Source organism: Nonomuraea sp. NPDC003707 (assembly GCF_053587055.1).
Genome location: NZ_JBSFNK010000006.1, coordinates 516,458 through 541,879 on the forward strand (window position 1 = coordinate 516,458; position 25,422 = coordinate 541,879).

22 protein-coding genes and 1 pseudogene are annotated in these 25,422 nt (G+C 69.7%); 14 read left to right on the plus strand and 9 right to left on the minus strand.

Features of this window, described 5'->3' with window-relative positions:
• Nucleotides 1–48 precede the first annotated feature (48 nt).
• Nucleotides 49–933, plus strand: coding sequence for an RNA polymerase sigma-70 factor (locus tag ACWDRB_RS19320; protein WP_449895619.1), 885 nt, complete (start codon nt 49–51; stop codon nt 931–933).
• 8 nt (nt 934–941) lie between these two features.
• Nucleotides 942–1,703 carry an SDR family oxidoreductase gene (locus tag ACWDRB_RS19325; protein WP_364240383.1) on the plus strand — a complete coding sequence of 254 codons (762 nt, stop codon included), beginning with the start codon at nt 942–944 and terminating at the stop codon, nt 1,701–1,703.
• A 6-nt stretch (nt 1,704–1,709) separates the two neighbouring features.
• Here the strand turns inward: ACWDRB_RS19325 and ACWDRB_RS19330 are convergent, their stop codons facing one another.
• Complete coding sequence (locus tag ACWDRB_RS19330) at nt 1,710–2,282, minus strand: TetR/AcrR family transcriptional regulator (RefSeq protein ID WP_350724507.1); 573 nt, start codon at nt 2,280–2,282, stop codon at nt 1,710–1,712.
• A 78-nt stretch (nt 2,283–2,360) separates the two neighbouring features.
• On the opposite strand from ACWDRB_RS19330, the gene ACWDRB_RS19335 reads away from it, so the two are divergent.
• From ACWDRB_RS19335 to ACWDRB_RS19350, 4 genes are all read left to right on the plus strand, one after another.
• Complete coding sequence (locus tag ACWDRB_RS19335) at nt 2,361–4,010, plus strand: FAD-dependent oxidoreductase (protein WP_364240387.1); 1,650 nt, start codon at nt 2,361–2,363, stop codon at nt 4,008–4,010.
• Nucleotides 4,007–5,437 carry an ATP-binding protein gene (locus tag ACWDRB_RS19340; protein ID WP_449895504.1) on the plus strand — a complete coding sequence of 477 codons (1,431 nt, stop codon included), beginning with the start codon at nt 4,007–4,009 and terminating at the stop codon, nt 5,435–5,437. Before ACWDRB_RS19335 ends, ACWDRB_RS19340 begins: the two co-directional genes overlap by 4 nt.
• 70 nt (nt 5,438–5,507) lie before the next feature.
• On the plus strand, nt 5,508–7,103 hold the full coding sequence (locus tag ACWDRB_RS19345) for an AbgT family transporter (protein ID WP_449895506.1): 1,596 nt from the start codon (nt 5,508–5,510) through the stop codon (nt 7,101–7,103).
• Nucleotides 7,104–7,152: 49 nt separating this feature from the next.
• Complete coding sequence (locus ACWDRB_RS19350) at nt 7,153–8,247, plus strand: M20 family metallopeptidase (protein ID WP_449895621.1); 1,095 nt, start codon at nt 7,153–7,155, stop codon at nt 8,245–8,247.
• 364 nt (nt 8,248–8,611) lie between these two features.
• On the opposite strand, the gene ACWDRB_RS19355 is transcribed toward ACWDRB_RS19350, so the two are convergent.
• Nucleotides 8,612–9,634, minus strand: a complete 1,023-nt coding sequence (locus ACWDRB_RS19355; RefSeq protein WP_449895508.1) for an ROK family transcriptional regulator — start codon at nt 9,632–9,634, stop codon at nt 8,612–8,614.
• A 73-nt stretch (nt 9,635–9,707) separates the two neighbouring features.
• Here ACWDRB_RS19355 and ACWDRB_RS19360 point away from each other — a divergent pair, with 73 nt between their 5' ends.
• Nucleotides 9,708–10,886 (plus strand): MFS transporter, encoded by a 1,179-nt coding sequence (locus ACWDRB_RS19360; RefSeq protein ID WP_449895510.1) that lies wholly within the window; start codon nt 9,708–9,710, stop codon nt 10,884–10,886.
• A gap of 316 nt (nt 10,887–11,202) precedes the next feature.
• Here the strand turns inward: ACWDRB_RS19360 and ACWDRB_RS19365 are convergent, their stop codons facing one another.
• A complete protein-coding gene (locus tag ACWDRB_RS19365) occupies nt 11,203–11,772 on the minus strand; it encodes a TetR/AcrR family transcriptional regulator (RefSeq protein WP_449895512.1) in 570 nt (189 codons plus the stop codon).
• 90 nt (nt 11,773–11,862) lie between these two features.
• Here ACWDRB_RS19365 and ACWDRB_RS19370 point away from each other — a divergent pair, with 90 nt between their 5' ends.
• On the plus strand, nt 11,863–12,828 hold the full coding sequence (locus ACWDRB_RS19370) for a ketopantoate reductase family protein (RefSeq protein ID WP_449895514.1): 966 nt from the start codon (nt 11,863–11,865) through the stop codon (nt 12,826–12,828).
• Nucleotides 12,829–13,282: 454 nt separating this feature from the next.
• On the opposite strand, the gene ACWDRB_RS19375 is transcribed toward ACWDRB_RS19370, so the two are convergent.
• From ACWDRB_RS19375 to ACWDRB_RS19385, 3 genes are all read right to left on the minus strand, one after another.
• On the minus strand, nt 13,283–14,176 hold the full coding sequence (locus ACWDRB_RS19375) for a DUF1963 domain-containing protein (protein WP_449895516.1): 894 nt from the start codon (nt 14,174–14,176) through the stop codon (nt 13,283–13,285).
• Nucleotides 14,177–14,659: 483 nt separating this feature from the next.
• Nucleotides 14,660–14,980 (minus strand): hypothetical protein, encoded by a 321-nt coding sequence (locus tag ACWDRB_RS19380; RefSeq protein WP_449895518.1) that lies wholly within the window; start codon nt 14,978–14,980, stop codon nt 14,660–14,662.
• A gap of 137 nt (nt 14,981–15,117) precedes the next feature.
• Complete coding sequence (locus ACWDRB_RS19385; protein WP_449895520.1) at nt 15,118–15,660, minus strand: SbtR family transcriptional regulator; 543 nt, start codon at nt 15,658–15,660, stop codon at nt 15,118–15,120.
• 212 nt (nt 15,661–15,872) lie between these two features.
• On the opposite strand from ACWDRB_RS19385, the gene ACWDRB_RS19390 reads away from it, so the two are divergent.
• Nucleotides 15,873–16,862: a phosphotransferase family protein gene (locus ACWDRB_RS19390; RefSeq protein ID WP_449895522.1), complete on the plus strand. Its 990-nt coding sequence runs from the start codon at nt 15,873–15,875 to the stop codon at nt 16,860–16,862.
• A gap of 28 nt (nt 16,863–16,890) precedes the next feature.
• A complete protein-coding gene (locus ACWDRB_RS19395) occupies nt 16,891–18,234 on the plus strand; it encodes an MATE family efflux transporter (RefSeq protein WP_449895524.1) in 1,344 nt (447 codons plus the stop codon).
• Nucleotides 18,235–18,240: 6 nt separating this feature from the next.
• On the opposite strand, the gene ACWDRB_RS19400 is transcribed toward ACWDRB_RS19395, so the two are convergent.
• Both ACWDRB_RS19400 and ACWDRB_RS19405 read right to left on the minus strand, forming a co-directional pair.
• Nucleotides 18,241–18,840: a TetR/AcrR family transcriptional regulator gene (locus tag ACWDRB_RS19400; RefSeq protein ID WP_449895526.1), complete on the minus strand. Its 600-nt coding sequence runs from the start codon at nt 18,838–18,840 to the stop codon at nt 18,241–18,243.
• Nucleotides 18,841–18,943: 103 nt separating this feature from the next.
• Complete coding sequence (locus ACWDRB_RS19405) at nt 18,944–19,192, minus strand: hypothetical protein (protein WP_449895528.1); 249 nt, start codon at nt 19,190–19,192, stop codon at nt 18,944–18,946.
• 221 nt (nt 19,193–19,413) lie between these two features.
• Between ACWDRB_RS19405 and ACWDRB_RS19410 the strand changes: the two genes are divergently transcribed.
• Both ACWDRB_RS19410 and ACWDRB_RS19415 read left to right on the plus strand, forming a co-directional pair.
• Nucleotides 19,414–20,469: an LLM class flavin-dependent oxidoreductase gene (locus tag ACWDRB_RS19410; RefSeq protein WP_350724484.1), complete on the plus strand. Its 1,056-nt coding sequence runs from the start codon at nt 19,414–19,416 to the stop codon at nt 20,467–20,469.
• Between the two features lie 17 nt (nt 20,470–20,486).
• Nucleotides 20,487–21,971, plus strand: a complete 1,485-nt coding sequence (locus ACWDRB_RS19415) for an AMP-binding protein (protein ID WP_449895530.1) — start codon at nt 20,487–20,489, stop codon at nt 21,969–21,971.
• 264 nt (nt 21,972–22,235) lie between these two features.
• On the opposite strand, the gene ACWDRB_RS19420 is transcribed toward ACWDRB_RS19415, so the two are convergent.
• On the minus strand, nt 22,236–22,820 hold the full coding sequence (locus ACWDRB_RS19420; protein ID WP_449895531.1) for a TetR/AcrR family transcriptional regulator: 585 nt from the start codon (nt 22,818–22,820) through the stop codon (nt 22,236–22,238).
• Between the two features lie 113 nt (nt 22,821–22,933).
• Between ACWDRB_RS19420 and ACWDRB_RS19425 the strand changes: the two are divergent.
• Nucleotides 22,934–24,126 (plus strand): annotated as a pseudogene (locus ACWDRB_RS19425) (RNA-guided endonuclease InsQ/TnpB family protein); the annotation flags it as partial.
• Between the two features lie 131 nt (nt 24,127–24,257).
• Nucleotides 24,258–25,418, plus strand: a complete 1,161-nt coding sequence (locus ACWDRB_RS19430) for a cytochrome P450 (protein WP_449895532.1) — start codon at nt 24,258–24,260, stop codon at nt 25,416–25,418.
• Nucleotides 25,419–25,422 lie beyond the last annotated feature (4 nt).

A 25,422-nucleotide genomic window follows, 5' to 3' on the forward strand; every position in this document is an offset into this window, starting at 1 on the left:
GAGCGTCGGCTGGCCCCACTTCTGCACCCTCGCCGGTGACCGGGCATGATGCCAACCGTGGACTTCGAGGAGCACCGCCCCATGCTGCTCGGGCTGGCCTACCGCCTGCTCGGCAGCATGTGGGACGCCGAGGACGTCGTACAGGAGGCCTGGCTGCGCTGGCAGGGCACCGACCGGAGCGAGATCAAGGAGCCGCGCGCCTTCCTGGTGACCGTGGTCTCGCGGCTGGCGCTCGACCAGCTGCGCTCGGCGCGGGTCAAGCGCGAGGCGTACACGGGGCCGTGGCTGCCCGAGCCGGTGATGACGGCGCAGGCGGGGCCGCTGGACACGGCCGAGCTGCGGGACACCGTCTCGTACGCGACCCTGCACATGATGGAGCGGCTGTCGCCGCCGGAGCGGGCGGTGTTCGTGCTGCGGGAGGCGTTCGAGCTCCCGTACGACGAGATCGCGGAGATCGTCGGCATCTCCGTGGCCAACGCCAGGCAGCTGCACCGCCGGGCCTCCGTCCGGCTCGCCGAGGGGCGCGACCGGTTCCACCCGTCGGCCGAGGACCACACCGAGCTGCTGACGAAGTTCATGGACGCGGCGGCGGGCGGCGACCTCGCGGCGCTCACGGAGCTGCTGCACGAGGACGTCGTGTCCTACAACGACGGCGGCGGCAAGGTCAGGGCCGCGCTGCGGCCGATCCTCGGGCGCCGCAAGGTGGTGGCCTTCCTCAACGGCCTGCTCAGCCGCTACGACTTCGCCGACTCCCGGCTGATCGAGCTCAACGGCCAGCCGGCCCTCTGGACCCGGGTCGCGGGCCACCGCCAGGTCGTGCTGATCGACGTCCACGACGGCCTCATCACGCGCATCTACGGCCTGCTCAACCCCGACAAGCTCACCCGCGTCACCCCCGACGCAGAGGTCGCGGCACTCCCGCACGATCTATAGTCGCCCCTATGGATCTCGGCATCTCGGGCAAGGTCGCCCTCGTCACCGGAGGCAGCGCGGGCATCGGGCTCGCCGCCGCCAAGAGCCTGGCTCGGGAGGGCTGCGACGTCTGCGTCGCCGCCCGCAACCCGGAGCGGCTCGCGGAGGCGGTCGTGCAGTTGCAGGAGTACGGCAAGGTCGTGCACGCCGTGCTGGCCGACGTGGAGGACCCGGCCGCGGCCCGGCGGGTGGTCGAGGAGACGCGTGACGTGCTCGGCCCGATCGACATCCTGGTGGCCAGCTCCGGCGGGCCGCCGTCCGGCCGCTTCGACGAGACGAGCCTGGCCGACTGGGACGTCGCCGTCCAGCGCAACCTGCTCGGCACCGTACGCCTGATGTACGCGGTCCTGCCCGAGATGCGCTCGCGCGGCTGGGGCCGCATCGTCACGATCACCAGCAGGTCGGCCCGCGAGGCGCTGGACGGCCTGGCGCTGTCCAACGCCACCCGCTCGGCCGTGGCCGGCGTCGTGCGCACGCTGGCCCGCGAGGTGGCCCGCGACGGCGTGCTGGTCAACAACGTGATGCCGGGCCCGATCGACACCGATCGGCTGCGGACGCTGGCGGGCGACGAGGAGGGGCTGGCCCGGCGGGGCGAGGCGGTGCCGATCGGGCGCGTCGGCAACCCGGAGGAGGTCGGTGACGTGGTGGCGTTCCTGGCCAGCGAGCGGGCCTCGTTCGTGAACGGGATCTCGATGCTCGTGGACGGCGGCGAGAGCCGCGTCATCGCGTAACGGGCGTCACTTCCGCACCAGCGTGCGCGCGATCGCGGCGGCCCAGGGCTCGTCCGCCTCCGGGAGCTCGACGTAGTACGTCAGGTTCGCCCGGTGGAAGCAGGCACCCATCAGCATCGACGCGGCGGCGTCGGCGTCGATCCCCTCGTCGAGCCGGCCGCCGCGCTGCTCGGCCCGGAGGATCTCGGCCAGCGCCCGGATCGGCAGGTGCGGGCCCATGTCGCTGGCGGCCAGCATGCCCCTGAACCCCGCCATGAGCGACGGGTCGGCCAGCAGGCCGGAGGCGATGGCCGCCGCCTTGGTGTAGAACTCCAGCGCCATCAGCGCGAACTCGGCCAGGTTGCCGGCCAGGTCGCCCTGCCCGGTGCTCTCCCGCAGCCGCTCCAGCGCGGGGCCGAGCGCGGGCAGCCGCTCCAGCAGGACGGCGAGGAACAGCGCCTCCTTGCCGGCGAAGTGCTTGTAGAGCAACGCCTCGGAGCAGCCTGCCTGCTGGGCGATACGCTTGGTGGTGGCACCCGCGATGCCGAACTCCCTAATCGCCTGCTCGGCGGCGTCGATGATGCGATCGCGTGTACGCATCCGACCATGATATGAGCGAGTGCCTACCGACTCCCCCGCACATGACATGCTTCCAGTAGGGACGAGTGGGGAGAAGACATGGACAAGCCGGTCATCGTTACCGTTGATGACGATCCGGGCGTCTCACGGGCGGTGGCCCGCGACCTGAGACGCCGCTACGGCCAGGAATACCGGATTGTCCGCGCCGAGGCGGCCCGGGACGGCATCGAGGCCGTCCGGGAGATGCGGCTGCGGGGTGACGAGGTGGCGGCCATCCTGGCCGACTACCGCATGCCGCAGATGAACGGCGTGGAGTTCCTCGAGGCCGCCATGGACTTGTATCCGTACGCGCGCAGGGTGTTGCTGACCGCCTACGCCGACACCGACGCCGCGATCCAGGCGATCAACGTGGTGGACCTGGACCATTACCTGCTCAAGCCGTGGGATCCGCCGGAGGAGAAGTTCTACCCGGTGATCGACGGCCAGCTCGACGCCTGGATGCGCACGGACCGGATCGAGCGGTCCGAGCTGCGGGTGGTGGGCGACCGGTGGTCGGCTCAGTCGTACAAGGTGCGTGATTTCCTGGCCCGCAACCACGTGCCGTACCGGTGGATGCTGTCGGAGGACCCGGAGGGCGAGCAGCTGGTGAAGGCGGCCGGCGAGGGCTGCCACCTGCCGCTCGTGGTGACCGCCGAGGGCACCACCCTGGAGTCGCCCGACCAGGCCACGCTGGCGGCGGCGGTGGGCCTGTCGACCACGCCGGCCACCGACTTCTACGACCTGATCGTGGTCGGCGGCGGGCCGGCCGGGCTCGGCGCGGCCGTCTACGGCGCCTCGGAGGGGCTGCGGACCGTGCTGGTCGAGGCCTACTCCTCGGGCGGCCAGGCGGGGCAGAGCTCCAGGATCGAGAACTATCTGGGCTTCCCCGACGGCGTCTCCGGCCAGCAGCTCGCGGACCGGGCGCGCAGGCAGGCGCTGAAGTTCGGGGCGGAGCTGCTGACCGCGCGCAAGGTGGTCTCCCTGGAGCCGCGCGGGCAGGCGCGGGTGGTCGGGTTCAAGGACGGCGGGGAGATCGCCGCGCACGCGGTGATCCTGGCGACCGGCGTCACCTACCGCCGGCTGGACGCGCCGGGGCTCGACGAGTTCACCGGCCGGGGCGTCTTCTACGGCGCCGCCCTGACCGAGGCGCCGTCCTGCCAGGACACCGACGTGTACATCGTGGGCGCGGCCAATTCGGCCGGGCAGGCGGCCGTCTACCTGTCGGGATTCGCGAGCAAGGTCAATTTGTTGGTGAGGGGTGACGGTTTGGAGAAGTCCATGTCGCACTACCTCATCGAGCAGATCGCCGCGATCCCCAACATCGAGGTGCACCTCCAGACGGAGGTCGTCGGCGGTGAAGGCGACGACCACCTGGAGCGGCTGACGCTCTCGACCAAGGGCGAGCAGCGCACGGTCGACGCGCAGTGGCTGTTCGTGTTCATCGGGGCGGAGCCGTACACGTCGTGGTTGGGCGAGACGGTCGAACGCGACGAGAAGGGGTTCGTGCTGACCGGGCCCGACCTGGTGCAGGGCGGGAAGCGGCCGCGCAACTGGCCGCTGCGGCGCGAGCCGTACTTCCTGGAGACGAACGTGCCCGGGGTGCTGGCCGCGGGTGACGTACGCGCCGACTCGATCAAGAGAGTGGCCTCCGCCGTCGGCGAGGGCGCGATGGCCGTCGCGCTCGTGCATCGCTACCTGGAGAAGCAATGACCAACATCGACATCGATGAACTGCGCAAACTCTTCCTCTTCGAGCGGCTGAACGACGAGCAGCTCACCAAGCTGGCCAACAGCGGCCAGGTGCTTACGTTCGGCCAGGACGAGGTGATCCTCCAGCAGGGCGACCCGGCCGAGTGCTTCGCGGTGCTGCTCGAGGGCGAGATCCAGATGATCAGCGAGACGGTCAGCGCCGGGACCGTGGCGATGCCGCGTGCGTCGCAGCCCGGCGTCTACGGGGGCGCCACCAGCGCCTACCTCGGCGACCGGGCGCCGCAGACGTACCAGCACACGCTGCGGACCACCGCGCCGACGCGGATGTTCATGCTGCCGGCCAAGAAGTTCGCCTACATCGTGGCCGAGTGGTTCCCGATGGCGATGCACCTGCTCGACGGCATGCTGTCGGGCGGGCGGATGCAGAGGGAGGTCATCGACCGGCGGCAGCGGCTGACGGCGCTCGGCACGATCACGGCCGGGCTCACGCACGAGCTGAACAACCCGGCCGCCGCGGCGGTGCGCGCCGCGAGCGAGCTGCGCTCGCTGATCAAGACCTCGCGGCTGCAGCTCGCCCAGCTCGCCGAGGAGGGCATCCCGCCGGAGAAGCTGCGCATGATGATCGAGTGGCAGGAGTCCTGCACGGACAACCTGGGCAAGCTGCCCCAGCGCAGCCCGCTGGAGATGTCCGACGCCGAGGACGAGCTGGGCGACGCGCTGGACGAGCTGGGCGTCGAGGACGCGTGGGACCTGGCTCCCGCGCTGGTCATCGCCGGGTTCACGCCCGAGGCGCTGGAGAAGATCCGCACCAAGGTGGGTGAGGAGCGCGCTCCCTCGGCGGTCCAGTGGCTGGCCAAGGCGATCGAGATCTCCCAGATGCTCAACGAGGTGACCGAGGCCACCGAGCGCATCACGTCGCTGATCGGCTCGGCCAAGCAGTACTCGCAGATGGACCGGGCGCCGTTCCAGCAGGCCGACGTGCACGATCTGCTCGACAGCACGGTCGCGATCTTCCGCGGCAAGATCCCCCCGGGCATCACGGTGGCCACCGACTACGACCGCACGCTGCCACCCATCCCCTGCTACGCGGGCGAGCTCAACCAGGTCTGGACGAACCTCATCCACAACGCGCTCGACGCGATGGGCGACGGGGGCACGCTCACGATCCGCACGGCGCACGACGAGGACGAGGCCATCGTCGAGATCGGCGACACCGGCCCCGGCGTGCCCGAGGCGATCAAGGACCGGATCTTCGAGCCGTTCTTCACGACGAAGAGCGTGGGTCAGGGCACCGGTCTCGGCCTGGACATCTCGTACCGGATCGTGGCCGGGCGGCACGGCGGGGAGATCAAGGTGCGCTCGGTCCCGGGCGAGACCTGGTTCGAGGTACGGCTGCCGCTCCGGGAGCCGGTTGTCGCCGTCTCTTGACCTTACTCTTGTCAGGACGCTTCCTTACCGCGTGTAATGGTTGACCGAAATGCGGGAAGGAGGCGTGCCCGTGAGCGCGTCCGAGACGGTGACAGGTTCGCGGTCCCTGAACGGCCTCCTCCGGGTGCTGGGCGGGATCGAGCGGCTGGGCAACAGGCTGCCCCATCCGTTCTGGCTGTTCGTCATCCTGGCCGCGTTACTGGCGCTGGTCAGCTGGGGTCTGGCGGCGGCAGGGGTGTCGGCGGTCAACCCGGCGACGGGCAAGACCGTCGTGGCCAAGAACCTGCTGTCCGCCGACGGCGTCCGGATGATGGTCGGCGACGCGGTCACGAACTACACCTCGTTCCCGCCGCTCGGCACGATCCTGGTCGTCATGCTCGGCGTCGCGGTCGCCGAGCGCTCGGGGCTGCTGGCCGCCGTGCTGCGCTCCGGGGTGTCGAGGGTGTCGCCGAAGTGGGTGACATTCGCGCTGGCGTTCACCGGCATGGTGGCGCACGTGGCCTCCGACGCCGCGTACGTCGTGCTCATCCCGCTCGGCGCGCTGGCCTTCCGCGCGGTGGGGCGCAGCCCGATCCTGGGCATCGTGGTGGCGTTCGTGTCGATCTCGGCGGGCTACGACGCCAGCCCACTGATCACGCCGACCGACGCCATCCTGTCGGGGCTCACCACGGCCGCCGCGCACACCGTCGATCCCGCCTACACGGTCACGCCGCTGGCCAACTACTTCTTCTCGCTGGCCTCCTCCCTGGTGCTGGCCGCCACGATCACCCTGGTCACCGAGCGCGTGCTGGCGCGCCGGGTCGAGTCGATGCCCATCGACCCGGAGCCCTCCCCCGGCTCCTCCACCGCCTCCTCCACCTCCACCGGCTCCTCCACCTCCTTCGACGAGGATCTGGGCGCGCTGGCGCTCAGCGCCTCGGAGCGGAAGGGGCTGCGGGCCGCGTTGATCGCGCTCGTGGTGTACGTGGCCGCCGTGGTGGCGGCCGTGCTGCCCGCCGGGTCGCCGCTGCGCGGCAAGGACGGCGGCATCGTGCAGTCGCCGCTGCTCACCTCCATCGCGATCTTCCTCGCGCTGGCGTTCCTGGCCGTCGGGTGGGCGTACGGGAAGGCCGCCGGGACGATCACCGGCAGCCGGGACATCCCCGGTTTCATGGCCCACGGGTTCCGCGAGATGGCGCCGATCCTGGTGCTGTTCTTCGCGATCTCGCAGTTCCTGGCGTACTTCAAGTGGACCGGCATCGGCGAGATCATCGCGATCGACGGAGCCGGCCTGCTGAAGTCGGCCGGGGTGAGCGGGCCCGTGGTGTTCCTGGGCATCCTGGTCGTGGTCACCCTGATCAACCTGGTGGTGACCAGCGGGTCCGCGCAGTGGGCGCTCGTCGGCCCTGTCTTCGTGCCGATGCTGATGCTGCTGAACATCCCGCCCGAATACACCCAGGCCCTCTACCGCATCGCCGACTCGTGCACCAACGCGATCACGCCGATGAGCCCGTACTTCGTGATGGCGCTCGGCTTCCTCCAGCGCTACCGGCGCTCGGCCGGGATCGGCACACTGGCCTCGATGACCATCCCGCTCTCGTTCACCCTGCTCGTCGTCTGGACGCTGCTGTTCTTCGCATTCTGGTGGCTCGGCATCCCGCTCGGCCCCGGAGCGCCGATTCCTTAGAAAGGACCTCGTGTTGATCACCGACTGGGCCCGGCAGGCCCTCCCGGCCATGCTCGACGACCTCAAGGCCACGGTGGAGCTGGAAACCCACAGCTACGACAAGGCCATGCTGGTCAAGGGGCTGCGCGAGATCCGCGGCCGGGCCGTCGAACGCCTCGGGACGCCGGACGAGGAGGTCCTGCACGACGGCGGGTCCTACGGCGACATCCTGGAGCTGACCTACCGGGGCACCGCGCCCGGCACCGTGCTCATGCTCAGCCACTACGACACCGTCTGGCCGACTGGGACGCTGGCAGCCTGGCCGTTCGCGGTGGTGGACGGCAAGGCGACGGGGCCCGGCGTGTTCGACATGAAGACGGGCCTCGTCCAGTCGATCTGGGCCCTGCGCGGGCTGCGCGAACTCGGGCTGCCGCATCCGAGCGTGCGCTACCTCTTCAACGGGGACGAGGAGATCGGCAGCCCCGCCTCCCGCGCGCACATCGAGGCGGCCAGCGAGGACACGCTGGCGACCCTGGTCTTCGAGGCCTCCCAGGAGGGAGCGCTCAAGACCGCCAGGAAGGGCGTGGGGCTGTTCAACGTGAGCGTGACCGGGGTGGAGGCGCACGCGGGGCTCGACCCGTACGCGGGGGCGAGCGCCATCCACGCCCTGGCCGAGATCGTCACCACCCTGGCCCGGGCCGGCTCCCGCGAGCGCGGCACCACCGTGAACGTCGGCCTGATCAGCGGCGGCACCGGGCGGAACGTGACGGCCGGGGACGCGAGCTGCGGAATCGACGTACGCGTCACGGATCCGGCGGAGATGGGACGCATCGACGACGTCTTCGCCGGCCTGAAGGCGTCGGACCCCCGGGTGACCATCTCGGCCACCGGGGAGTGGAACCGCCCGCCCATGACGCCGAACGCGGCCTCCCAGCGGCTGTTCAAGGAGGCGCGGGAGGTGGCGGCCGGGTTCGGATGGCTGCTGGACGAGGTGTCGGTGGGGGGCGCCAGCGACGGGAACTTCGTCTCGGCACTGGGCCGGCCGGTGCTGGACGGGATGGGCGCGGTGGGGGACGGGGCGCATGCGCGGCACGAGCACGTGCTGGTGGAGCACATCGCGGAGCGCACGGCACTGACCATGGGCCTGATCACCGCCCTCGCCTGACAGCCGCCTGTTCAATGGGTCGCTGATCCACTGCCACGCGCGCCCTCGACCGGGGTCTCCGCCCGGACCGCCAGCGCCCGCCTTGTCCTGCGCCTCGGGGTGGGGCAGCCCTTCCGGGCGGGGCGCGGTGCGTCAACGGCCCGCGCGGCAAACGCGGCCCGATCCTGCGCCCGCGCTCTGACCATCAGGCGGGACACGAGGCGTCAGCCGACGACGCGGTCGCGGGCTGACCATCAGGCGGGATGTGGCCTCGTCAGCCAAAGACGCGGCCGCAGTCCGGCCATCAGGCGGGACGTGGCAGAGGCGTCAGCCGAAGACACGATCCACGCTCTGACCGTCAGGCGCGACGTGGCAGTGGGTGGCGTCAGCCGAAGACGCGGTCGCGGGCCAGGTCGAGGGCGGTCAGCACGGCGCCCTGGAGCACTGCGTTGCCCGTGACCGTGCTGGCGCGGACCTCGGTCGGCGCCGGGGCCAGGGCGCGCAGGTGGTCGGCCACCAGCTCGGCCAGCCCGTCCCCGCCCTCATGCCCCGTCGTCCCGCCGAGGACGACGAGGCCGGGGTCGAGGAGGGTGGCGTAGGCGAAGGCACCCTGGGCGATCCGCCGGGCGAGCTCGTCCCGGTCGAACCTCCGTATGATCTCGGCGTTCAACAGCTCGCAGAACGCCACGCCCCCGACCTCCAGGAACCCGATCTCCCCCGCGCCGCCCGACGCACCCCGGCGCAGCCGGCCCTCGAGAACGACCGCCGCTCCCACCCCGTCGTCCAGCCAGAGGAGCACGAAGTCCTCGCTCCCGGCGGCGGCTCCGGTGCGGAGCTCGGCGATGGCGGCCAGGTTGACCTCGTTCTCCAGGATCACGGGCACGCCCAGGCGCTCGCGTACGGACGCCATCATGCCGGGCCGCCACCCCGGCACGTCGTTGGGCGACACCAGCTCCCCGTCACGCGGATCGACCAGCCCCGGTGCCCCGACCACGACTGTGTCCAGCGCGCGCCGCCCCACCGCGCCCCCGACCACCTTCGCGATGAGGGCCGCCAGGTCGGCTCTCGCGCCGATCGTCGTGCTGGCCTCGCTGACCACTCGCCCGGTGATGTCGGCGACCGTGACGTTGACGGCGTCGCGCCGTACGTCCACCCCGGCCACGTGAGCCCGGTCCGCCACGAGTCCGTACAGGCGAGCGTTCGGGCCCCGCCGGTCCTCGCCGCTCTCGCCGGTGACCTCGACGAGGCCGCCTGCCATGAGCCGTTCGATCAGGTCGGACACGGTGGGCCTGGACAACCCGGTCAGCGTGCGGAGCTGCGGCGCGGTCAGCGGACCGTGCTCCAGCAGCAGGTCGAGGGCCAGCCGGTCGTTGATCGCTCGGGCCAGGGCGGGGGTGGCGGTCTTCACGGTCCTCATAATAATCAGGGACCCTGCCTGAAACCTCTTTTCATCAGGAACCCTGCCTGATAATTTTCAGGTCATGAGCCACCACCGTGCCATCGCGGCCGTCTTCGCCGCGCACGGCGCCGTAGCCGGCAGCCTGTCCACGCGCATCCCCTGGATCCAGGAGCACCTGCACCTCAGCCCAGGCGCCCTCGGCCTCGCGCTGCTGTGCCCGTCGATCGGCGCCTTCGTGGGCATGCCGATGGCCAGCCGCCTCGCCTACCGCTTCGGCAACCGCGCCGCCACACGCGTCCTCCTCGCGCTGTGGTGCGCGGGCCTGGCCCTCCCCGCGCTCTCGCCGTCGCCCGTGTGGCTGTTCGGGGCGTTCCTGCTGTTCGGGGCGTCGGCGGGCATGTGCGACGTCGCCATGAACGCGCACGCCGTCCTCCTCGAACGGCATCTGGGCCGCTCGATCATGTCGGGACTGCATGGCATGTGGTCCGTCGGCAGCCTGGCCGCCGGCGGGCTCGGCGCCCTGGCCGCGCACGCGGGCATTGACGCCCGGATCCACCTCGGGGTCATGTCGCTCGCGTTACTCGGCCTCGGGGCGGCGGCCGGGCGCGGCCTCCTCCCCGACAGCGGGATGACGGGTTCCGTACGCGACGCGCCTGCGCCGCGGCGCTTCGCGCTCCCCACGCGAGGGATCCTGGTGATCGGGCTGGTCGGGTTCTGCGCGACGTTCGCGGAGGGCGCCAGCTCGAACTGGTCCGCCGTCTACCTCACCGCCGTCACCGACGCCGGCCCCGGGCTGGCCGCCGCCGGATACACCGTCTTCATGCTCTGCATGGCGAGCGCGCGGCTGCTGGGCGACCACGTCATCCGCCGGCTCGGTCCGGCGGCGACGGTCAGGGCGGGCGGTGCCGTGGCGGCGGCCGGCGGCGTCCTGGTGGTCGCGGCCCGCACGCCCGCGCTCGGCATCGCCGGGTTCGCCCTGGTCGGACTGGGGATCGCGGTGATCGTGCCGCTCGTGATCGCGGCGGCGGGCAACGCGGGAACGACTCCCGGCGAGGGCGTGGCGGGCGTCGCGACGATCACGTACCTGTCGGGCCTGATCGCCCCGGCCGTGACGGGCTGGGTCGCGGGCGCGCTCAGCTACCCCGCCGCGTTCGCGCTGATCACGTGCGTGGTCGTGCTGCTGACGTTGCTCGCCCCTGTCCTGCGCCCTTCCCGCACCTCTCCCCCGGAAAGAGCCGTCCGTGTCGACGCCCAACCCTGACAACCTGCCGACCTTGCTCGCACTCCTCCTTCAGAAGGAGCCCGTGGTTATGTCAACAGGCAGGGTGTCGCAGACACAAAGCTGTCGCACCACAGCTCGCTACACAGGGTTAGACCAGTCTCACCTTCGGCGACGTAGGCGGATTTCGACAAGAGCGTCAGAACTGGCAGGGCCGCGCCCTCATCGCTCTCGCACACATCCTGAAACTTCACAGGCGTAGCCGGCATCAGCCGGGTGACCACCCGGACCGCATCTTCGCCGCCTTACCACTAACCGGATCCTTCGCTCGCAGCATGCGACCTCGTGTCGCACCTTGTCATAGCGGGCGGCGCAGCCCGTCCAGCACGAGGGTGATGACGCCGTCGGCTTCGGCCCGCCAGTCGGGGCGGTCATGGGCCGCACCGATGCCGTGCAGCGCCATCATCACGGCCCCGGCATCCACGTCGTCGCGAACAGTGCCGTCCCGCACGGCGGCGGCCACCAGGTCGGTGACAGCCTGCTCCAGCGCCCGGCTGCCCTCGGCGAGGACACCCGAGCGATCGGTCATGAGCGTGGCCAGCGTCCGGGCCAGACCCTCGTGGGCATCTATGTGGTCGACCATGCCGCGTAGGAAGGTCGCCAAAGCCTCCGCTGCGGGCAGCGTGGCCTGTAGCCGGCGGGCGCGGTCGCACAGCGTGGCAACTTCCCCGTGGTAGACCGCCTCGGCCAGTGCCTCCCGGGTGGGGAAGTGGCGGTACAGCGTGCCGGTGCCCACCCCGGCCAGGCGGGCGAAGTCGTCGAAGCGCAGGTCGAAGAAGTCTCCGGCGTCGAAGACCTCCCGGGCCTTGGCGAGCAGGGCCTCGCGGTTGCGCTGGGCGTCGGCCCGCAGCGGCTTGTCGGTGGTCATGCGCTACCTCGCGTTGACAAGTGGAGATGACCTCCATATTTTGAAAAGTGGAGATGGCCTCCAAATCGATCGTACCCCACGAGGTGCAGCGTGAAGATCCTGATGTTCGGCCGAGGCGTGATCGCCACTGTCTACGGCTGGGCCCTGCAACAGGCGGGGCATGACGTCGAGTTCTACGTCCGACCGGGTCGCGCGGCGACGTACGGGGACGCGGTGGACCTCGACCTGTTCGATATGCGGCGGCGAGTGTGGGGGCAGCGCGTCGCCGAGAAGTGGCCGGTGCGCTACCGCGAGGCGCTGGAGCCTGACCACGACTTCGACCTGATCGTGCTCAGCGTGCCCCACCACCGCCTCGCGGAGGCGACGGCCTTCCTGGCCCCGCGTGTCGGCCAGGCCACGGTGCTGATCTTCGGCAACCTCTGGACCGAGCCGCTCGCCGCGATCGGCGCACTCCCCGCCGACCAGATCGCCTGGGGCTTTCCCCAGGCCGGTGGCGGTTTCGGCGCGGACGGCGTGCTCCACGGGGCACTGCTGCCGTCGGTCATCTTCGGCACACTCGGCCAGCCCCCGACCGACCGGGAACGGGCCGCGCGCCAGGCGTTTCGCGAGGCCGGGCTCCGGATCAAGGAGCGGCCTGACTTCCGCGGCTGGTTGTGGGTCCATTTCGCGTCGGATGCCGGCATGTTCTCGCAGGGCCTGCGGCTGGGATCCCTGTCCCAACTGGCCGGGGCAACGGGCGACCTGCGCGAGGCGCTGCTGGCCGGCCGCGAACTGCTGCCGCTCCTCCAGGCGCGCGGCCTCGACCTGCGACGGCACCGGGGCGGTGTGCTGCTGTTCCGGGCGCCCACCTGGCTGACAGCACCCGTGCTCGCCTGGCTGACTGCTCATGTCGCGCCCGCGCGCGTGAGCCTCACGGCGCACTCCGACCCCGACGCCGAGGAGCCGCGTGAGGTCTGCCGGGACACCCTGGCCGAAGCACGACGGTTGGGCATCTCGGTACCGCGACTGGAAGCGGCGGAACCGAACTTCGCCCGCGAGGGGACGGGTCGAGTCTGAATTTACCGATGTCGTCGGTCCCGGTGGTTCATTGCGGCTCCTTGGTCCGCCGCATCCCAGAGCCAAACCCGGTCGCACCGGTCGAGCAACTGCCGTTCACACACGGCTTTTCGCTGTCCAGCCTCTAGCGCCTGTCCGTGACGTCGTGGAAAAGTCATGACTACCGGTTCCCCATGGCCCGTACGTGCCCGTTCACGCCGCCGCCGGCGTACGAAGAGATCCGCGAAGGAGAGCCGGTCTCGCGGGTTCGTCTGCCCGACGGCGGGTGGGCCTGGGGGGTCAGCCGCCACGAAGACGTGCGAACCGTGTTGAACGACCGGCGGTTCAGCGCCGACCGGCAGCATTCGGACTTCCCGCAGCTGGTCAAGGGCGAGGCGGCGTCCCGGCGGCCGGACCTCGATGCGACCCCAGACAGGAGCCATCGGCCATCACTCCGTCGTCCTGTTCGCCTTGCTCAGTCGAGAAAGAAAAGGTGCTCAACTGGGCGATCGGGGCAGGAACGACACTCGAAGAGGTAGACACTGCCCCCGCCCGACACCATCAGGCCGGGCGGATTGTGCGCGGCCTCGGCTCGTTCGGACCTCGAAAGGTAGATCTCCGGCCCGCTGTCGTCGTCGGGCCGGTCCTCCACCGGGAGCCAGGTCCGCCAGGACTCCCCGTCGAACTCATCACAGGCCACGGTCAGAAGATGCTGGATGGGTTGCCCGCACCTCTCGCAGCTGAACCAGGTCGTCGGGCCGTTCCATCCGTGCGGATGACCGCCGACTTTGGTTCCGGGGGCCGCACTGAGGTGGTAGAAGTACGACCACCCGGCAGTCTCCTCGAACCGGCGCAGCCGGTCGTCGATCTCGTTGTGCACTTCCTGCGATATGTCGTCCCAGTCGGGGTACTCCGTCACCTGCTCCGGGTGCACCACGCAGGGGATGGGAACGTGGCCCTCGGGAGCGTCAGCGGGTGCCGGGGGTGTGACGAGCACACGGCGGACGTCAGCCGCGTTCCTCCAGTGCACCTGCGGAAGGGGGCAGCGCTCGGCGGGCTCCTCCCCGTGGTTGAACGGGCACCACAGCACCTGGAGCAGATCGCTTCCCTGCGGGAACGGCACACCGGGCGCGTCCGCCGCGTAGAGCTGCACGACCGGCACCATGGGCACCACGGCCTCGTGGCGGGTGGCGTCCTCCAGACCGTCGTCGAAGTAGTGGTTCTCGGCGCACCACGGCCAGGGCTCGTCGGCCGGCCACCTCAGCGGCCCTCCGACAGAACTGTCCTGGTACGACGGGTTTCCCGCACGCGGATGCAGCCGGAGCGCGTTCCTGCCGAGCGGCTTCAGCTCGGGAAAGAGTTCCTCCACAGCTACCGGCCGAGGCGGAGTATGGCGGGCCATCATTCACGTCTCCGATGACGTTCCGTTCCGGACGCGAGGACCTTATCGCCTGGATCCGACAAATGATCCGGCGCGCTGAATGGCGCCGCCGGGCGAAGATGGGTGGCGGAACGGCCTCATGCCTGGATGAACGGCTATGGCAAGCTGCGGCGCCGCGCCGAAAGGACGGCTCTAGAAACCGCCCCGCCACTTCCCGCCTCAACGTGTGGCGGGGACGTGCCGACCAGTCAGCCTTCGGAGCATGCGGTCGTGTGGCCGAAACCCGGAAATGGCTCGCGGCACAAAGCGATTGGCCTGGCGCGGGTATGGTGTTCTGCATCCAGAGCGGAGGATCTTCCACCCGGGTAGCAAATTCTTCACCCGCGTATCAGGGTGTCCGCCGGTCCGTTCGTGAGCGGCCCACTCGGCCACGGCCATCGTCTGGCCGCCTCGCAGGTCCGGTCCTGCAGGTCACCGGCGATCACATCCCACCCCCTGGTCCGGCCCGCCACGCCGATCGCGCTGAAGGGTCTGTCGCCTGTGTAGACAGTGGTCGGCAAGGTGGAGGAGCCCTGCACGGCCGAGACTACGGCGTCGGTGAGGCCCCGGTGTGTCCTGCGGCGCGAGCACCCAGTCGGCCTGGACGGCCGCGATGCGGCGCAGCCCGTTGGCCCCGACGTTGGTTTCCACCATCCCGGTGACCAGCACTGCGAAACCGACCGTGACCTGCACCGGCGCCGCTGTCGAGGCGGTGCGCCGCACAGCGGTCAATGCGCCCTGGCGCACCAGCATGCCGATCGCTCCACTCCGGACCGGCCACGACACGGCACGCACGAGCGGCGGGATGACCGCGGGCGCAAGCAGCGAGAGCGCCGTGGAAGATCCGCCGAGCCAGGGCATGGCGGCCTTGCGAGAGCGCCCGACCGAGATCAGCTTCTGGTCGATGCGCGGGAAGGGGAGTCTGCGCGTCCGAGGTTGATCATTGCCCGGTACAGGGCGGTGTGCGCGGGCGGGGCAGGGAGCGGGCCACGGGCCGGGGTCTGAAAGGACTGGATCATCAGGGCGAGGATGCGGCGCCAGGCGTCGAGGGCGGCGTCGGCGGTGGCGGTGATGACACCGACGGTGGCCATGAGCAGCAGGGCCACGTCTTGCGGGGTGAAGTCGTCGCGCAGGTGGCCTGCGGCTTTGGCGCGGTCGATGAGGCTCACCACGCCGTCGTAGGCCTGGCTGCGGCGGCCCTCCAGGGCCTTGGCGGTGGGGAAGGTCATGGTCAGTACGTCGGCGAAGCCACGGTCGGCGGCTTGCATGGCGCACACCGTGTGGAGGTAGCCGGTGAAGCCGTGCCAGGAGTCGGAGTCGGCCAGGGCGGTGGCGACCGCATGGACGCCTACGTCGATGCAGTCGGCGAAGACGGCGGCGACCAGGTCTTCCTTGGCGGGAAAAGCGGCGGAACAGGGTGGCGATGCCGACACTGAGGGCTGAAACGGGGCGCCAGTTCCCAGCGGCGAACCATGCCGAATCGTCGGCCCCACCCGGCTCACCGCTCCATTTGGGTTTTGAGCTGGGGCCGGACCCTCCACCGGTGCGCGCAAGGCAAATCCCGTCACTCCTGCCGGTTTCTTGTAGTATCCCTCGGCAGGCAATCGAGCTGAGGCTCGACAATGGCGGCCGGATGGGAGTTCCGATGGAGAGCATTACGAAGAACCGGCAGCCGCTGAAGACGCTTCGGGCGATGATCGAGCGAGCCTACGGGGCAGCCCGGGTGCCCGACAGCGACGAATTCGCCGAGGAGATCACGCACGGCTGGTTCAACGTGATCTACCACATCCGGCTCCGCGACGGGCAGCAGGTGGTGCTGAAAATCGCCCCTCCTGGGGATGTGGCAGTGCTGACCCGTGAGCAGAACATGATGCGCAACGAGCTTGCCGCGATGGCGCTGGTCCGGGACCGCACCGGGGTTCCGGTGCCGCGGGTCGATCACGCGGATCTGTCGCGGGAGCTGATCGACGCGGACTACTTCTTCATGGAGTACGTCGATGCCGACAACTTCGGCCTCGCGGCGGCAGATGGTCGCCTGACAGCCGAGGTCATCACTGCAGGCGGACGACAACTCGGCGCGCTCAACCGGGAGCTGAACTCCATCGTGGGGCCGCACTTCGGGCCGCTGGAAGGCCCGGGATCGGCAACCTGGCGAGAAGCGTTCACCGCGATGATCGAGGACACGCTCACCGATGGCGCCCACGTCCAGGTCGACATCGGCTGGGACTACGACGAGATCCGCGCTGTGCTCGCCAAGAACGCGAGCGCGCTCGATGCCGTGACCGAGCCCCGTTTCATCGAGGTCGATCTCTGGACGAAGAACTCGATGATCCGCGACGGTCAGATCGTGTCCATCCTCGACCACGAGCGTGCCGTCTACGGCGATCCGCTCATGGAGGCCGGACTCACCGGGATCGACCTGCCGGTCTTCGGAGATCCCACCGACTTCATGCAGGGATACGGGCTCGGCGAATTGTCCGAGGCGCAACGCGTGCGCCGTCGGCTGTACTCGCTGTACCTGGCCGTCATCATGATCGTTGAGACGAAGTACCGCGGTCACACCGACGCCACGACCTACGACTTCGGCCGTGAGCAGCTTGATCTGCTGATGGCGCAGTTCGGCCGTACCCGGTGACACGCTGATGGGCCGGCGCGGACCGGCGGTGCGCGATCACACGCAATCGCTGGGCAGCCGCCCGATCGGGCGGCTGCTGTGGTGGACCTGCTCGCAGACGACGCTCTCGGTGGGCGTTTACGGGATCTACGCACTCACCAACGCTTGGTTCGTCGCCCGAGGCGTCGGCGAGACAGCGCTGGCAGCGGTCAACCTCGTCGCACCGGTCATCTTGATGCTGGGTGCGGTCTCGACGACCGTCGGCGTCGGCGGCGCGTCCGTGGTCTCGCGCAGCCTCGGTGCCGGCCGGCCCGATCAGGCCGCACGCGCCGCGGGAAACGCGTTCGTCGTGTTCTGGCTCGTGGCGTTGTCCGTCACCGTGGCCGGTCTTCTCGCGCTCGATCCGCTGCTGACCCTGCTGGGTGGATCCGGTCCGACGATCGCATACGCGCGGCCCTACGCGGCAGTGATCATCGGCGGGTCGATCTTCTCGACCGGGTTCTCGGCTCTGGTGCGCGCGGAAGGGCGGCTGCGGTTCTCGACGATGCTGTGGGTCGTACCCGTGCTGGTGCAGATCGTCCTCGATCCGCTGCTGATCTTCGTCTGCGGCCTGGGTGTCGCCGGCGCGGCGCTCGGCACGGTCGGTGGCCAGGCCGTGTCGGCGGGCATGGCGGTGTGGTTCTTCTTCGTTCAGCGCGGGCGGCCGTACCGGATCCGGCTGGCTGACCTGCGCCCGCACCCGGCGACGATCGGGGCCGTGCTCGCGGTGGGCGCCCCCTCCTTCCTCGCCGGCTTCGGCGCCACGCTGCTGTCAGCACTGATCAACACGACTCTCGCCGCGACCGGCGCGGTCGCTCTGGCCGCCTACGCGGTGTGCGCGCGGCTGCAGACCTTCGTGTTCACGCCGCAGATCGGCATCACCCAGGGTATTCAGCCGATCGTCGGCTACAACGCCGGCCGCGGGTTGACCGGCCGTGTCGACCGGACTCTCACGCTGGCCATGCGAGCCACCGTCATCTACGGGTCGATGACAGCGGCGCTCATCGCCCTGCTCGCGCAGCCGCTCGTGGGATTGTTCATCGGCGATCCGGCAACCACGGCCGTCACGGTCGATGCGCTGCGCATCATCGCGATCGGATTCGTCTTCGCCGGCGTCCCGCCTCTGATCTCCGCCTACTTCCAGTCCCTCGGCAGAGCCATGCCGTCGTATCTGATCTCGATCGGCACGCTGGTGATCATCAAGGCGCCGCTTGTCCTGGCGCTCGGGATGCGCGGGCCGGGAGGGATCTGGATCAGCCTGCCGATCGGTGAAGCGATCTCGGTCGTGGTCGCCGCCGGCCTGCTGTGGAGGTTCGGCAAACCTGCGATCCCAGGGGCGCGAGCCGCCGCGTAGCGGTCATCAGGGCACCTCGACCAGGAGCATCTCGCTGAGCCGCTGCCGGAAGCGGGCACCCATGTCCACGCTGGTCGGGTCGAGGAGCCACTGCACCTGCAGGCCGTCGAGCAACGCCATGAGATCCGACTCGGCGCCCGCGATGCTCACTCCCGGCCGCACGAGCCCTCGGGCGTGGAGTTCCTCAAGCGCATCGCGAATATCCCGGCGGATATTCGTATACCGGTTGACGAAGTACGCATGCGCGGGATGCGCCGGATCAGCGGCCTCGACCGACAGCATGGCGTACAGTCGCACGAGCTCCGGCACTGTCGCGTTGCATTCCACCAGTCGCGCCAGCCGGGAGAAATAGTCCAAGCCATCCGCCGTCGCGTCGAATTCGGCGAAGAACAACTCGCCGTTGACCCGATCCCGCTCTTCCAGCACGGCGGCGAGGAGAGCTTCCTTCGTCGGGAAGTGATGCGCCAGGCCCATCCGCGATACTCCGCAGTCCGCGGCGATCTGCACCATGCTCGCGTTGCGGTATCCGACCGAGGCGAACTTGGCGAACGCGGCCTCGACGATCTCAGCACGTCGCCGTCGCCCCTTCGGATATCCCGCCCTCATCGATCGACCCCCTTGGCGCATATCGGCCCCTTGACCGGCTCGACTGCAAAGTGTGGCGGCAAGGTGAGCAGCACCATCGAAGATACCCGCAGAACGCCGGCCTTCAGCGGCTCAAGGACACCCGCACCGGCCCGCACCTCAACCGGTCCAGCTCCGAGACCCGCGCCCCCGCCGGCACCGCCAACAGCGAATCCGACATCGCCCGCTGGCCGATCGTGGGCGACACGCCGAGGCGCTGCGGCGGCTTGGGGGCCTTACACCTGCCCAGGAGTACGCCGAGGAGGCACTGCGCCTCAACGCCCTGCAGGCTGACCGTCCTCTCGCGGGCGGGAGAGGGCTCCAGCGGGCCCATCCGGTAACCACGCAACGGGCGGTCGGGTGGCGAGCGAAGCGAGCGGGTCGAAGGGGGGTGGAACCCCTCCTGGGAGGCGCTGCCTGGAGCTCCCGTCGCGCGGAGCGCGCCCATTGGCGGAGGAGCTTGCGTTTCGCCCGGTACTCCCTAGGGCAACCCTGGGTGGCGTGGTACGCTCCCAAGCGAGCGCTTGGTTTAGTTGCCTGCCGAGAGGTCGCCGCATGAAGTTCTCGACCTTCCACCTCTTCCACCGCTTCGACGGCCATGGCTTCAAGGACGTCTATGACTACCATCTGGAGCTCGTCGAGCTGGCCGAGGAACTGGGGTTCGACGGGGTACGGCTGGCCGAGCACCACTTCCGGGACTACGGCGTCGTCCCCAACCTGTTCACGATGCTGGCCCACGCCGCCGCCCGCACCTCCCGCATCCGGCTCGGCACGGGCATCGTGGTACTGCCCCTGCACAATCCGGTTCACGTGGCCGAGGAGGCCGCGATGGTGGACGTGCTCTCCGGAGGGCGGCTGGACCTGGGGATCGGGCGGGGGTATCAGAGCTTCGAGTTCGAGGGGTTCGGGATAGACCTGGCGGAGGCGCGCGACCGGTTCAACGAGGCGCTGGAGGTGATCCTCGGGCTCTGGACGCAGGACTCGTACCAGCATGAGGGGAAGTTCTACAAAACCGGCTCCGAGGTGAGCCTCGTCCCGAGGCCGCTGCAGTCGCCGCACCCGCCGCTGCACGTGGCGGCCGTCTCTCCCGAGACCGTGACCATGTACGCCGAGCGCGGGCTGCCCATTCTCGCCGACCCGGCGGCGCCGTTCCGCAAGGTCGTCAAGGCGGCGGAGACCTGGCGGGAGACGGCCGCGCAGGCGGGCCACCCCGAGGGCGCGGAGCTGGTGGTGGCGCGCAGCGTGTACGTGGCGCCGACACTGGAACAGGCACGCGAGGACCAGGCGCGGTTCGAGGCGTCGTTCGACCGCTCGCGGATCTTCAACGAGCGCAGCGCCCCCATCGACCCGAAAACCGGCCGGGCCGCGCAGGGCTTCGAGTACTACCAGGACCGCTACCTCAAGGGCGGCACGCTGTCGACCGACTTCCGGTGGGAGCAACTGGACGTGATCGGGGACCCGGAGCGGGTGATCCAGCAGATCTCCCTCCTGCGGGACTCCGGCTTCTCGAACCTCCTGTGCGACTTCGGCAGCACCCGCCCGATGCCGCTGGAGGACATGAAGCGGATCATGCGCTTCTTCGCCGCCGAAGTCATGCCCGCGTTCCGGTAACCCCTCGGGAGGCTCAGATGATCCACAGCCTGTCCCTGTCGGACCTCCTCGCCGATCACGCCCGCAGCCGTCCCCAGGTCACGGCGGTGGTGGACGGGGATGTACGGCGTACGTACCCCGAGCTCGACGCCCGGGTGACCCGGCTCGCTGACGCCTTGGCGGGGCGGGGTGTGGCGGCCGGGGAGCGGGTGGTGTGGCTCGGCCAGAACTCCCACGCCGTGCTGGAGCTGCTGCTGGCCTGCTCTCGGCTGGGCGCGATCCTCTGCCCGGCCAACTGGCGGCAGTCGGAGGACGAGCTGCGGTTCGTACTGTCCGATATGACCCCAAAGATCGTCGTATGGGAGCCTTCGGACGCCACCACGGCCGTGTCCGAGAGCACGTGGGTGCGGGCCGGGGACGAGTACGAGGAGCTGGTGGCCGGCGGATCCCCGAGGGACTTCCCGCAGGTGGACGACGGCGAGCCGGTCCTCGCCCTCTACACCGCCGCCTTCGACGGACGCCCCAACGCGGCCCTGCTCAGCAGCGCCGCCCTGGTCGCCCACAGCGCCTCACTCCTCGTCGTACGCCAGATGGAGCCCGGCTTCACGTTCCTCAACAACGGCCCCCTCTTCCACGTGGGCACGATGATGTTCTGCCTGGCCACGTTCCAGATCGGCGGCACGAACGTGTTCACGCCCGCTTTCGACCCCGAAGAGGTCTGCCGCCTGATCGACGCCGAGCGGGTGACGCAGGCGTTCCTGTTCGGGCCGATGATCGACGCGGTGACGTCCGCGAACGCCGGAGGCAAGTACGACCTGTCGTCGCTGAGGTTCGTCTCCCATTCGGCCGAGTGGGACAGCATGATCACGGTGGACGACTCTCCCTGGTGCCGGTCCAAGATGGGCGGGTACGGGCAGACCGAGGTCGGCGGGATGCTCACGTTCCTCGGGCTGGCCGATGGGGGCTCGGGGTTCGCGGGACGCCCCTCTCCGCTGGTCCAGGTACGCATCCTGGCCCCGGACGGGACCGAGCTGCCGCCCGGCGAGGTGGGCGAGATCTGCGCCCGCGGCAAGACCCTCTTTTCCGGATATTTCGCCCGGCCCGACTTAAATACGGCTAAGTCCGCGTACGGCTGGCACCACACCGGCGACCTCGGTCGCCGCGAACCCGACGGCACCATCACCTTCATCGGCCCCAAGCTCCGGATGATCAAATCGGGTGCCGAGAACATCTACCCGGCCGAGGTGGAACGCGCCCTCAAATCCCACCCGGCCGTGGCCGACGCCGCCGTCATCGGCGTCCCCGACCCCACGTGGCATCAGGCGGTCAAGGCCGTCGTCGCGCTCAAACCCGACGCCACCGCCACGGCGGACGAGCTCGTCGAGCACGTCAGGACGCGGCTGGCGTCGTACAAGAAGCCGGGCCACGTGGCGTTCGTGGACGCGATACCGAAGCGCGGCTTCACGCCCGACTACGACGCCCTGGACTCGGCACACGGCGGCGGCAACTACCCGGGCACCTGACCCCAGGCTGCCGCTACCGGCCAACGGCCGCACGGGCGCGGGTGGACGGGCGTCGTTAAGCGGGCGGTCGCGAGCGGGCAAGCGATGCCCGGACGGTTACGGGTGAGGGCAGGGGGACGGGCTCGGGCGGATGGGAGGGCACAGCCAGGCGGAGTGCCCGTCGGCCAGCGCCTGCGAGCGGGCATGCGCGCGTGAGGGCAGGCGTGGCCGGGTGGGCCTCCGGGTGGGCTTGGGCGGGGCGGATTGGGGCCAGGTGGGTGGTGGTTACAGGGGGAGGCCCGCTTCTAGATGAGCTAGGGCTTTGTCGAGTTCGACCGAGGCGTCCAGAGCCGGGTCCTTTACCAAGTCAAGCCAGACCGCCATGAGCACCCCCACGATCGCCCCCGTGACATTACGCAGCTCCGGGTCGTCGGCCGGCCGGCCCTCCCGGGCTGCCAGTTGCTCGTGCATGGTCCTGACCACGCCGCTGATGTTGTCCAGGCTGGCCGCCCACAGCTCGGGCACCGTGAACATGAGCTTCTCCCGCTCCATGCTCTCCGCGAACTCCTCCGCCGTCTGCCCGGCCAGCATCACCCGCATCGCGGCCCGTATCGCCGGGACGGGCTTGAGGTGGGCGGGGACGGACTGGAGCGCTTGCATGAAGGGCGGGAACTGGTCGACCAGCACCAGGTCCTCTTTGGTGGCGAAGTAGCGGAAGACGGTGCTCGGCGCCACCTCCGCCGCCTCCGCGATCTGCTCGACCGTCGTCGCGGCGTACCCCTGCTCCCGGAAGAGCCGCAGCGCCTCCTTCTGGATCAGCGCCCTGGTCTTGGCCTTCTTCCGCTCGCGCAGGCCCGGACGATCGCTCATCAAATCTCCTTGAGCAAGGAAGCCCGTCCTTCAGGGCGGGGGTACGTGGAAACAATGCAGCGGCATCTAACATATGCACAGCGCGTAACTGATCGCGTACTAGAATTTTAACTGTGGCGCAGATCGTGAAGCGGGCCTACCGATACCGCTTCTACCCGACCCCCGAGCAGGCTGACGAGCTTGCCCGGACGTTCGGTTGTGTCCGCCTCGTCTACAACAAGGCGCTGGAGGAGCGCACTCGCGCCTACGCCATCGAAGGGCGTCGCGTCTCCTACGGGGAGTCATCGGCGGTCCTCACAGCATGGAAACGCAGCGGCGATCACGACTTTCTGTCGCAGGTCTCCTCCGTGCCGTTGCAGCAGGCGCTTCGCCACCTGCAGGCCGCGTTCGCGAACTTCTTCGCCAAGCGGGCCAAGTACCCGACGTTCAAATCGCGCAAGAAGTCGCGAGTGTCGGCCGAATACACCCGCTCGGCCTTCCGCTGGCGCGAAGGCCGACTGTGGCTGGCCAAGATGGACGCGCCGCTCGACATTCGCTGATCGCGTCCGCTGCCGGAGGGCGTCGCCCCGTCCACGGTGACCGTCTCGCGCGATGCGGCGGGCCGTTGGTTCGTCTCCCTGCTCGTGGAAGAAACGTTCACTCCCCTCCCGCCGGTGGAGCAGGCGGTGGGGGTGGATGCGGGCATCACCGCTCTGGCCACGCTGTCCACCGGGGAGAAGATCGTCAATCCCCGCCACAAACGCCGCGACCGGCGCAAGCTGGCCAGAGCACAGCGGGCGCTTGCGCGCAAGGCCAAGGGGAGCGCCAATCGGGTCAAGGCCCGGCTCAAGGTCGCTCGCGTCCACGCCCGGATCGCCGACCGTCGCCGGGATTTCCTGCACAAGCTCACCACTCGGCTCGTCCGTGAGAACCAAACGGTCGTGATCGAGGACCTCTCCGTCCGCAACATGGTGAAGAACGGCAAGCTCGCCCGCGCGATCTCCGATGCCTCGTGGCGGGAGTTGCGGGGCATGCTGGAGTACAAGGCCGCCTGGTATGGGCGGATGGTGGTCGTGGTGGATCGCTGGTTCCCCTCCTCCAAGCTGTGTTCGGCGTGCGGGGGCACGCAAACCGAGATGCCGCTGAACGTCCGGCAATGGGTCTGCGTGTGTGGCGCGATCCATGACCGGGACGTGAACGCGGCCCGCAACCTCTTGGCCGCCGGGCTGGCGGACAAGTAAAACGCCTGCGGAGCTGGTGTAAGACCTCAACGAGAGTCCTCTCAGGCGGGCGACCGGCGATGAAACAGGAACTTCCACGGGTGACCGTAGAAACCCCTCATCCACAAGGGGAAAGCCAAGACTCCGCATTCTCCGGTGTACGGCCTCCCGAGTCCAATCGCAGGAGAAGACGACGATTTGCTATACAACTCTTAACTGAGAGTCTACTCTCAAAATTATGAAACTTCCCATCGAACGCAACCAGGAGTGCCCCTTCGACCCGCCCGCGCGGCTGCGCGACCTGCCGCCGATGGCCCGGCTGGAGATGGCCGACGGGCATCAGGGCTGGCTGGCCACGACGATGGCGGCGGCCCGCACCGTGCTGGGCGACCCCAGGTTCAGCGCCAGGCAGGAGCTCAAGCACACCGCCGTGCACGTGGTGCGCCCCGGCGGTGCCGCCCGGCCCGCCCCGCCGGGGTTCTTCGCCGCCACCGACCCGCCCGAGCACACCCGCTACCGCCGCCTGCTCACCGGGCAGTTCACGGTGCGCAGGATGCGCCTGCTGGAGCCGCGCATCGAGCAGATCGCGGCCGACCATCTCGACGCCATGGCGAAGGCGGGCCCGCCGGTCGATCTGGTGACGGCCTACGCCCTGCCGATCCCGTCTCTGGTCATCTGCGAGCTGCTCGGTGTGCCGTACAGCGACCACGACTTCTTCCAGGACCGCAGCGCCGCCCTCGTCACCCCCGACAGGGACGGCGCGCAGGCGACGGCCGACCTCACCGCGTATCTCGGCGAGCTGGTACGCCGCAAGCGGGTCGAGCCGGGCGACGACCTGATCAGCGGCCTGACCGGCGAGCTGACGGACGAGGAGCTGACCTACGTCGCGCTGATCCTGCTCGTGGCGGGCCACGAGACGACCGCGAACATGCTGGCCCTGGGCGTGTTCGCGCTGCTGAAGGAGGGACTGCCCTTCGAAGAGGGCCCAGTGGAGGGAGCCGTGGAGGAGTTGCTTCGCTGGCTGTCGATCCTGCACCAGGGAGCGCCGTCCAGGGCGGCGCTCGAGGACGTGGAGGTGGCGGGCGAGCTGGTCAGGAAGGGGGAGACGGTCGCACTGTCCCTGCCCGTGATCAACCGTGACGGCGCGGTGTTCGAGGATCCGGACGCGCTCAGGCTGGACCGGCCGGACGCGCGGCGGCACCTGGCGTTCGGCCATGGCGTGCACCAGTGCCTGGGGCAGCAGCTCGCCAGGAACGAGCTGCGCATCGGCTACCGGGCGCTCTTCGAGCGCTTCCCCGGCCTGCGGCTGGCCGTCCCCGCCACCGAGGTGCCGCTGAAGCACGACGCCTCGGTGTACGGGGTGAGATGCCTACCTGTGACCTGGCCGACTGCTGACTGAAAGG

Coding starts and splice junctions, on each gene's coding strand:
- ACWDRB_RS19330 (WP_350724507.1), bottom strand. CDS start 2,282: ATGCGTACACGCGATCGCATCATCGACGCCGCCGAGCAGGCGATTAGG.
- ACWDRB_RS19415 (WP_449895530.1), top strand. CDS start 20,487: ATGATCCACAGCCTGTCCCTGTCGGACCTCCTCGCCGATCACGCCCGC.
- ACWDRB_RS19350 (WP_449895621.1), top strand. CDS start 7,153: ATGCTCGACGACCTCAAGGCCACGGTGGAGCTGGAAACCCACAGCTAC.
- ACWDRB_RS19390 (WP_449895522.1), top strand. CDS start 15,873: ATGGAGAGCATTACGAAGAACCGGCAGCCGCTGAAGACGCTTCGGGCG.
- ACWDRB_RS19320 (WP_449895619.1), top strand. CDS start 49: ATGCCAACCGTGGACTTCGAGGAGCACCGCCCCATGCTGCTCGGGCTG.
- ACWDRB_RS19405 (WP_449895528.1), bottom strand. CDS start 19,192: ATGGGCCCGCTGGAGCCCTCTCCCGCCCGCGAGAGGACGGTCAGCCTG.
- ACWDRB_RS19360 (WP_449895510.1), top strand. CDS start 9,708: ATGAGCCACCACCGTGCCATCGCGGCCGTCTTCGCCGCGCACGGCGCC.
- ACWDRB_RS19420 (WP_449895531.1), bottom strand. CDS start 22,820: ATGAGCGATCGTCCGGGCCTGCGCGAGCGGAAGAAGGCCAAGACCAGG.
- ACWDRB_RS19335 (WP_364240387.1), top strand. CDS start 2,361: ATGGACAAGCCGGTCATCGTTACCGTTGATGACGATCCGGGCGTCTCA.
- ACWDRB_RS19430 (WP_449895532.1), top strand. CDS start 24,258: ATGAAACTTCCCATCGAACGCAACCAGGAGTGCCCCTTCGACCCGCCC.
- ACWDRB_RS19340 (WP_449895504.1), top strand. CDS start 4,007: ATGACCAACATCGACATCGATGAACTGCGCAAACTCTTCCTCTTCGAG.
- ACWDRB_RS19365 (WP_449895512.1), bottom strand. CDS start 11,772: ATGACCACCGACAAGCCGCTGCGGGCCGACGCCCAGCGCAACCGCGAG.
- ACWDRB_RS19325 (WP_364240383.1), top strand. CDS start 942: ATGGATCTCGGCATCTCGGGCAAGGTCGCCCTCGTCACCGGAGGCAGC.
- ACWDRB_RS19380 (WP_449895518.1), bottom strand. CDS start 14,980: ATGCTGGTGCGCCAGGGCGCATTGACCGCTGTGCGGCGCACCGCCTCG.
- ACWDRB_RS19410 (WP_350724484.1), top strand. CDS start 19,414: ATGAAGTTCTCGACCTTCCACCTCTTCCACCGCTTCGACGGCCATGGC.
- ACWDRB_RS19400 (WP_449895526.1), bottom strand. CDS start 18,840: ATGAGGGCGGGATATCCGAAGGGGCGACGGCGACGTGCTGAGATCGTC.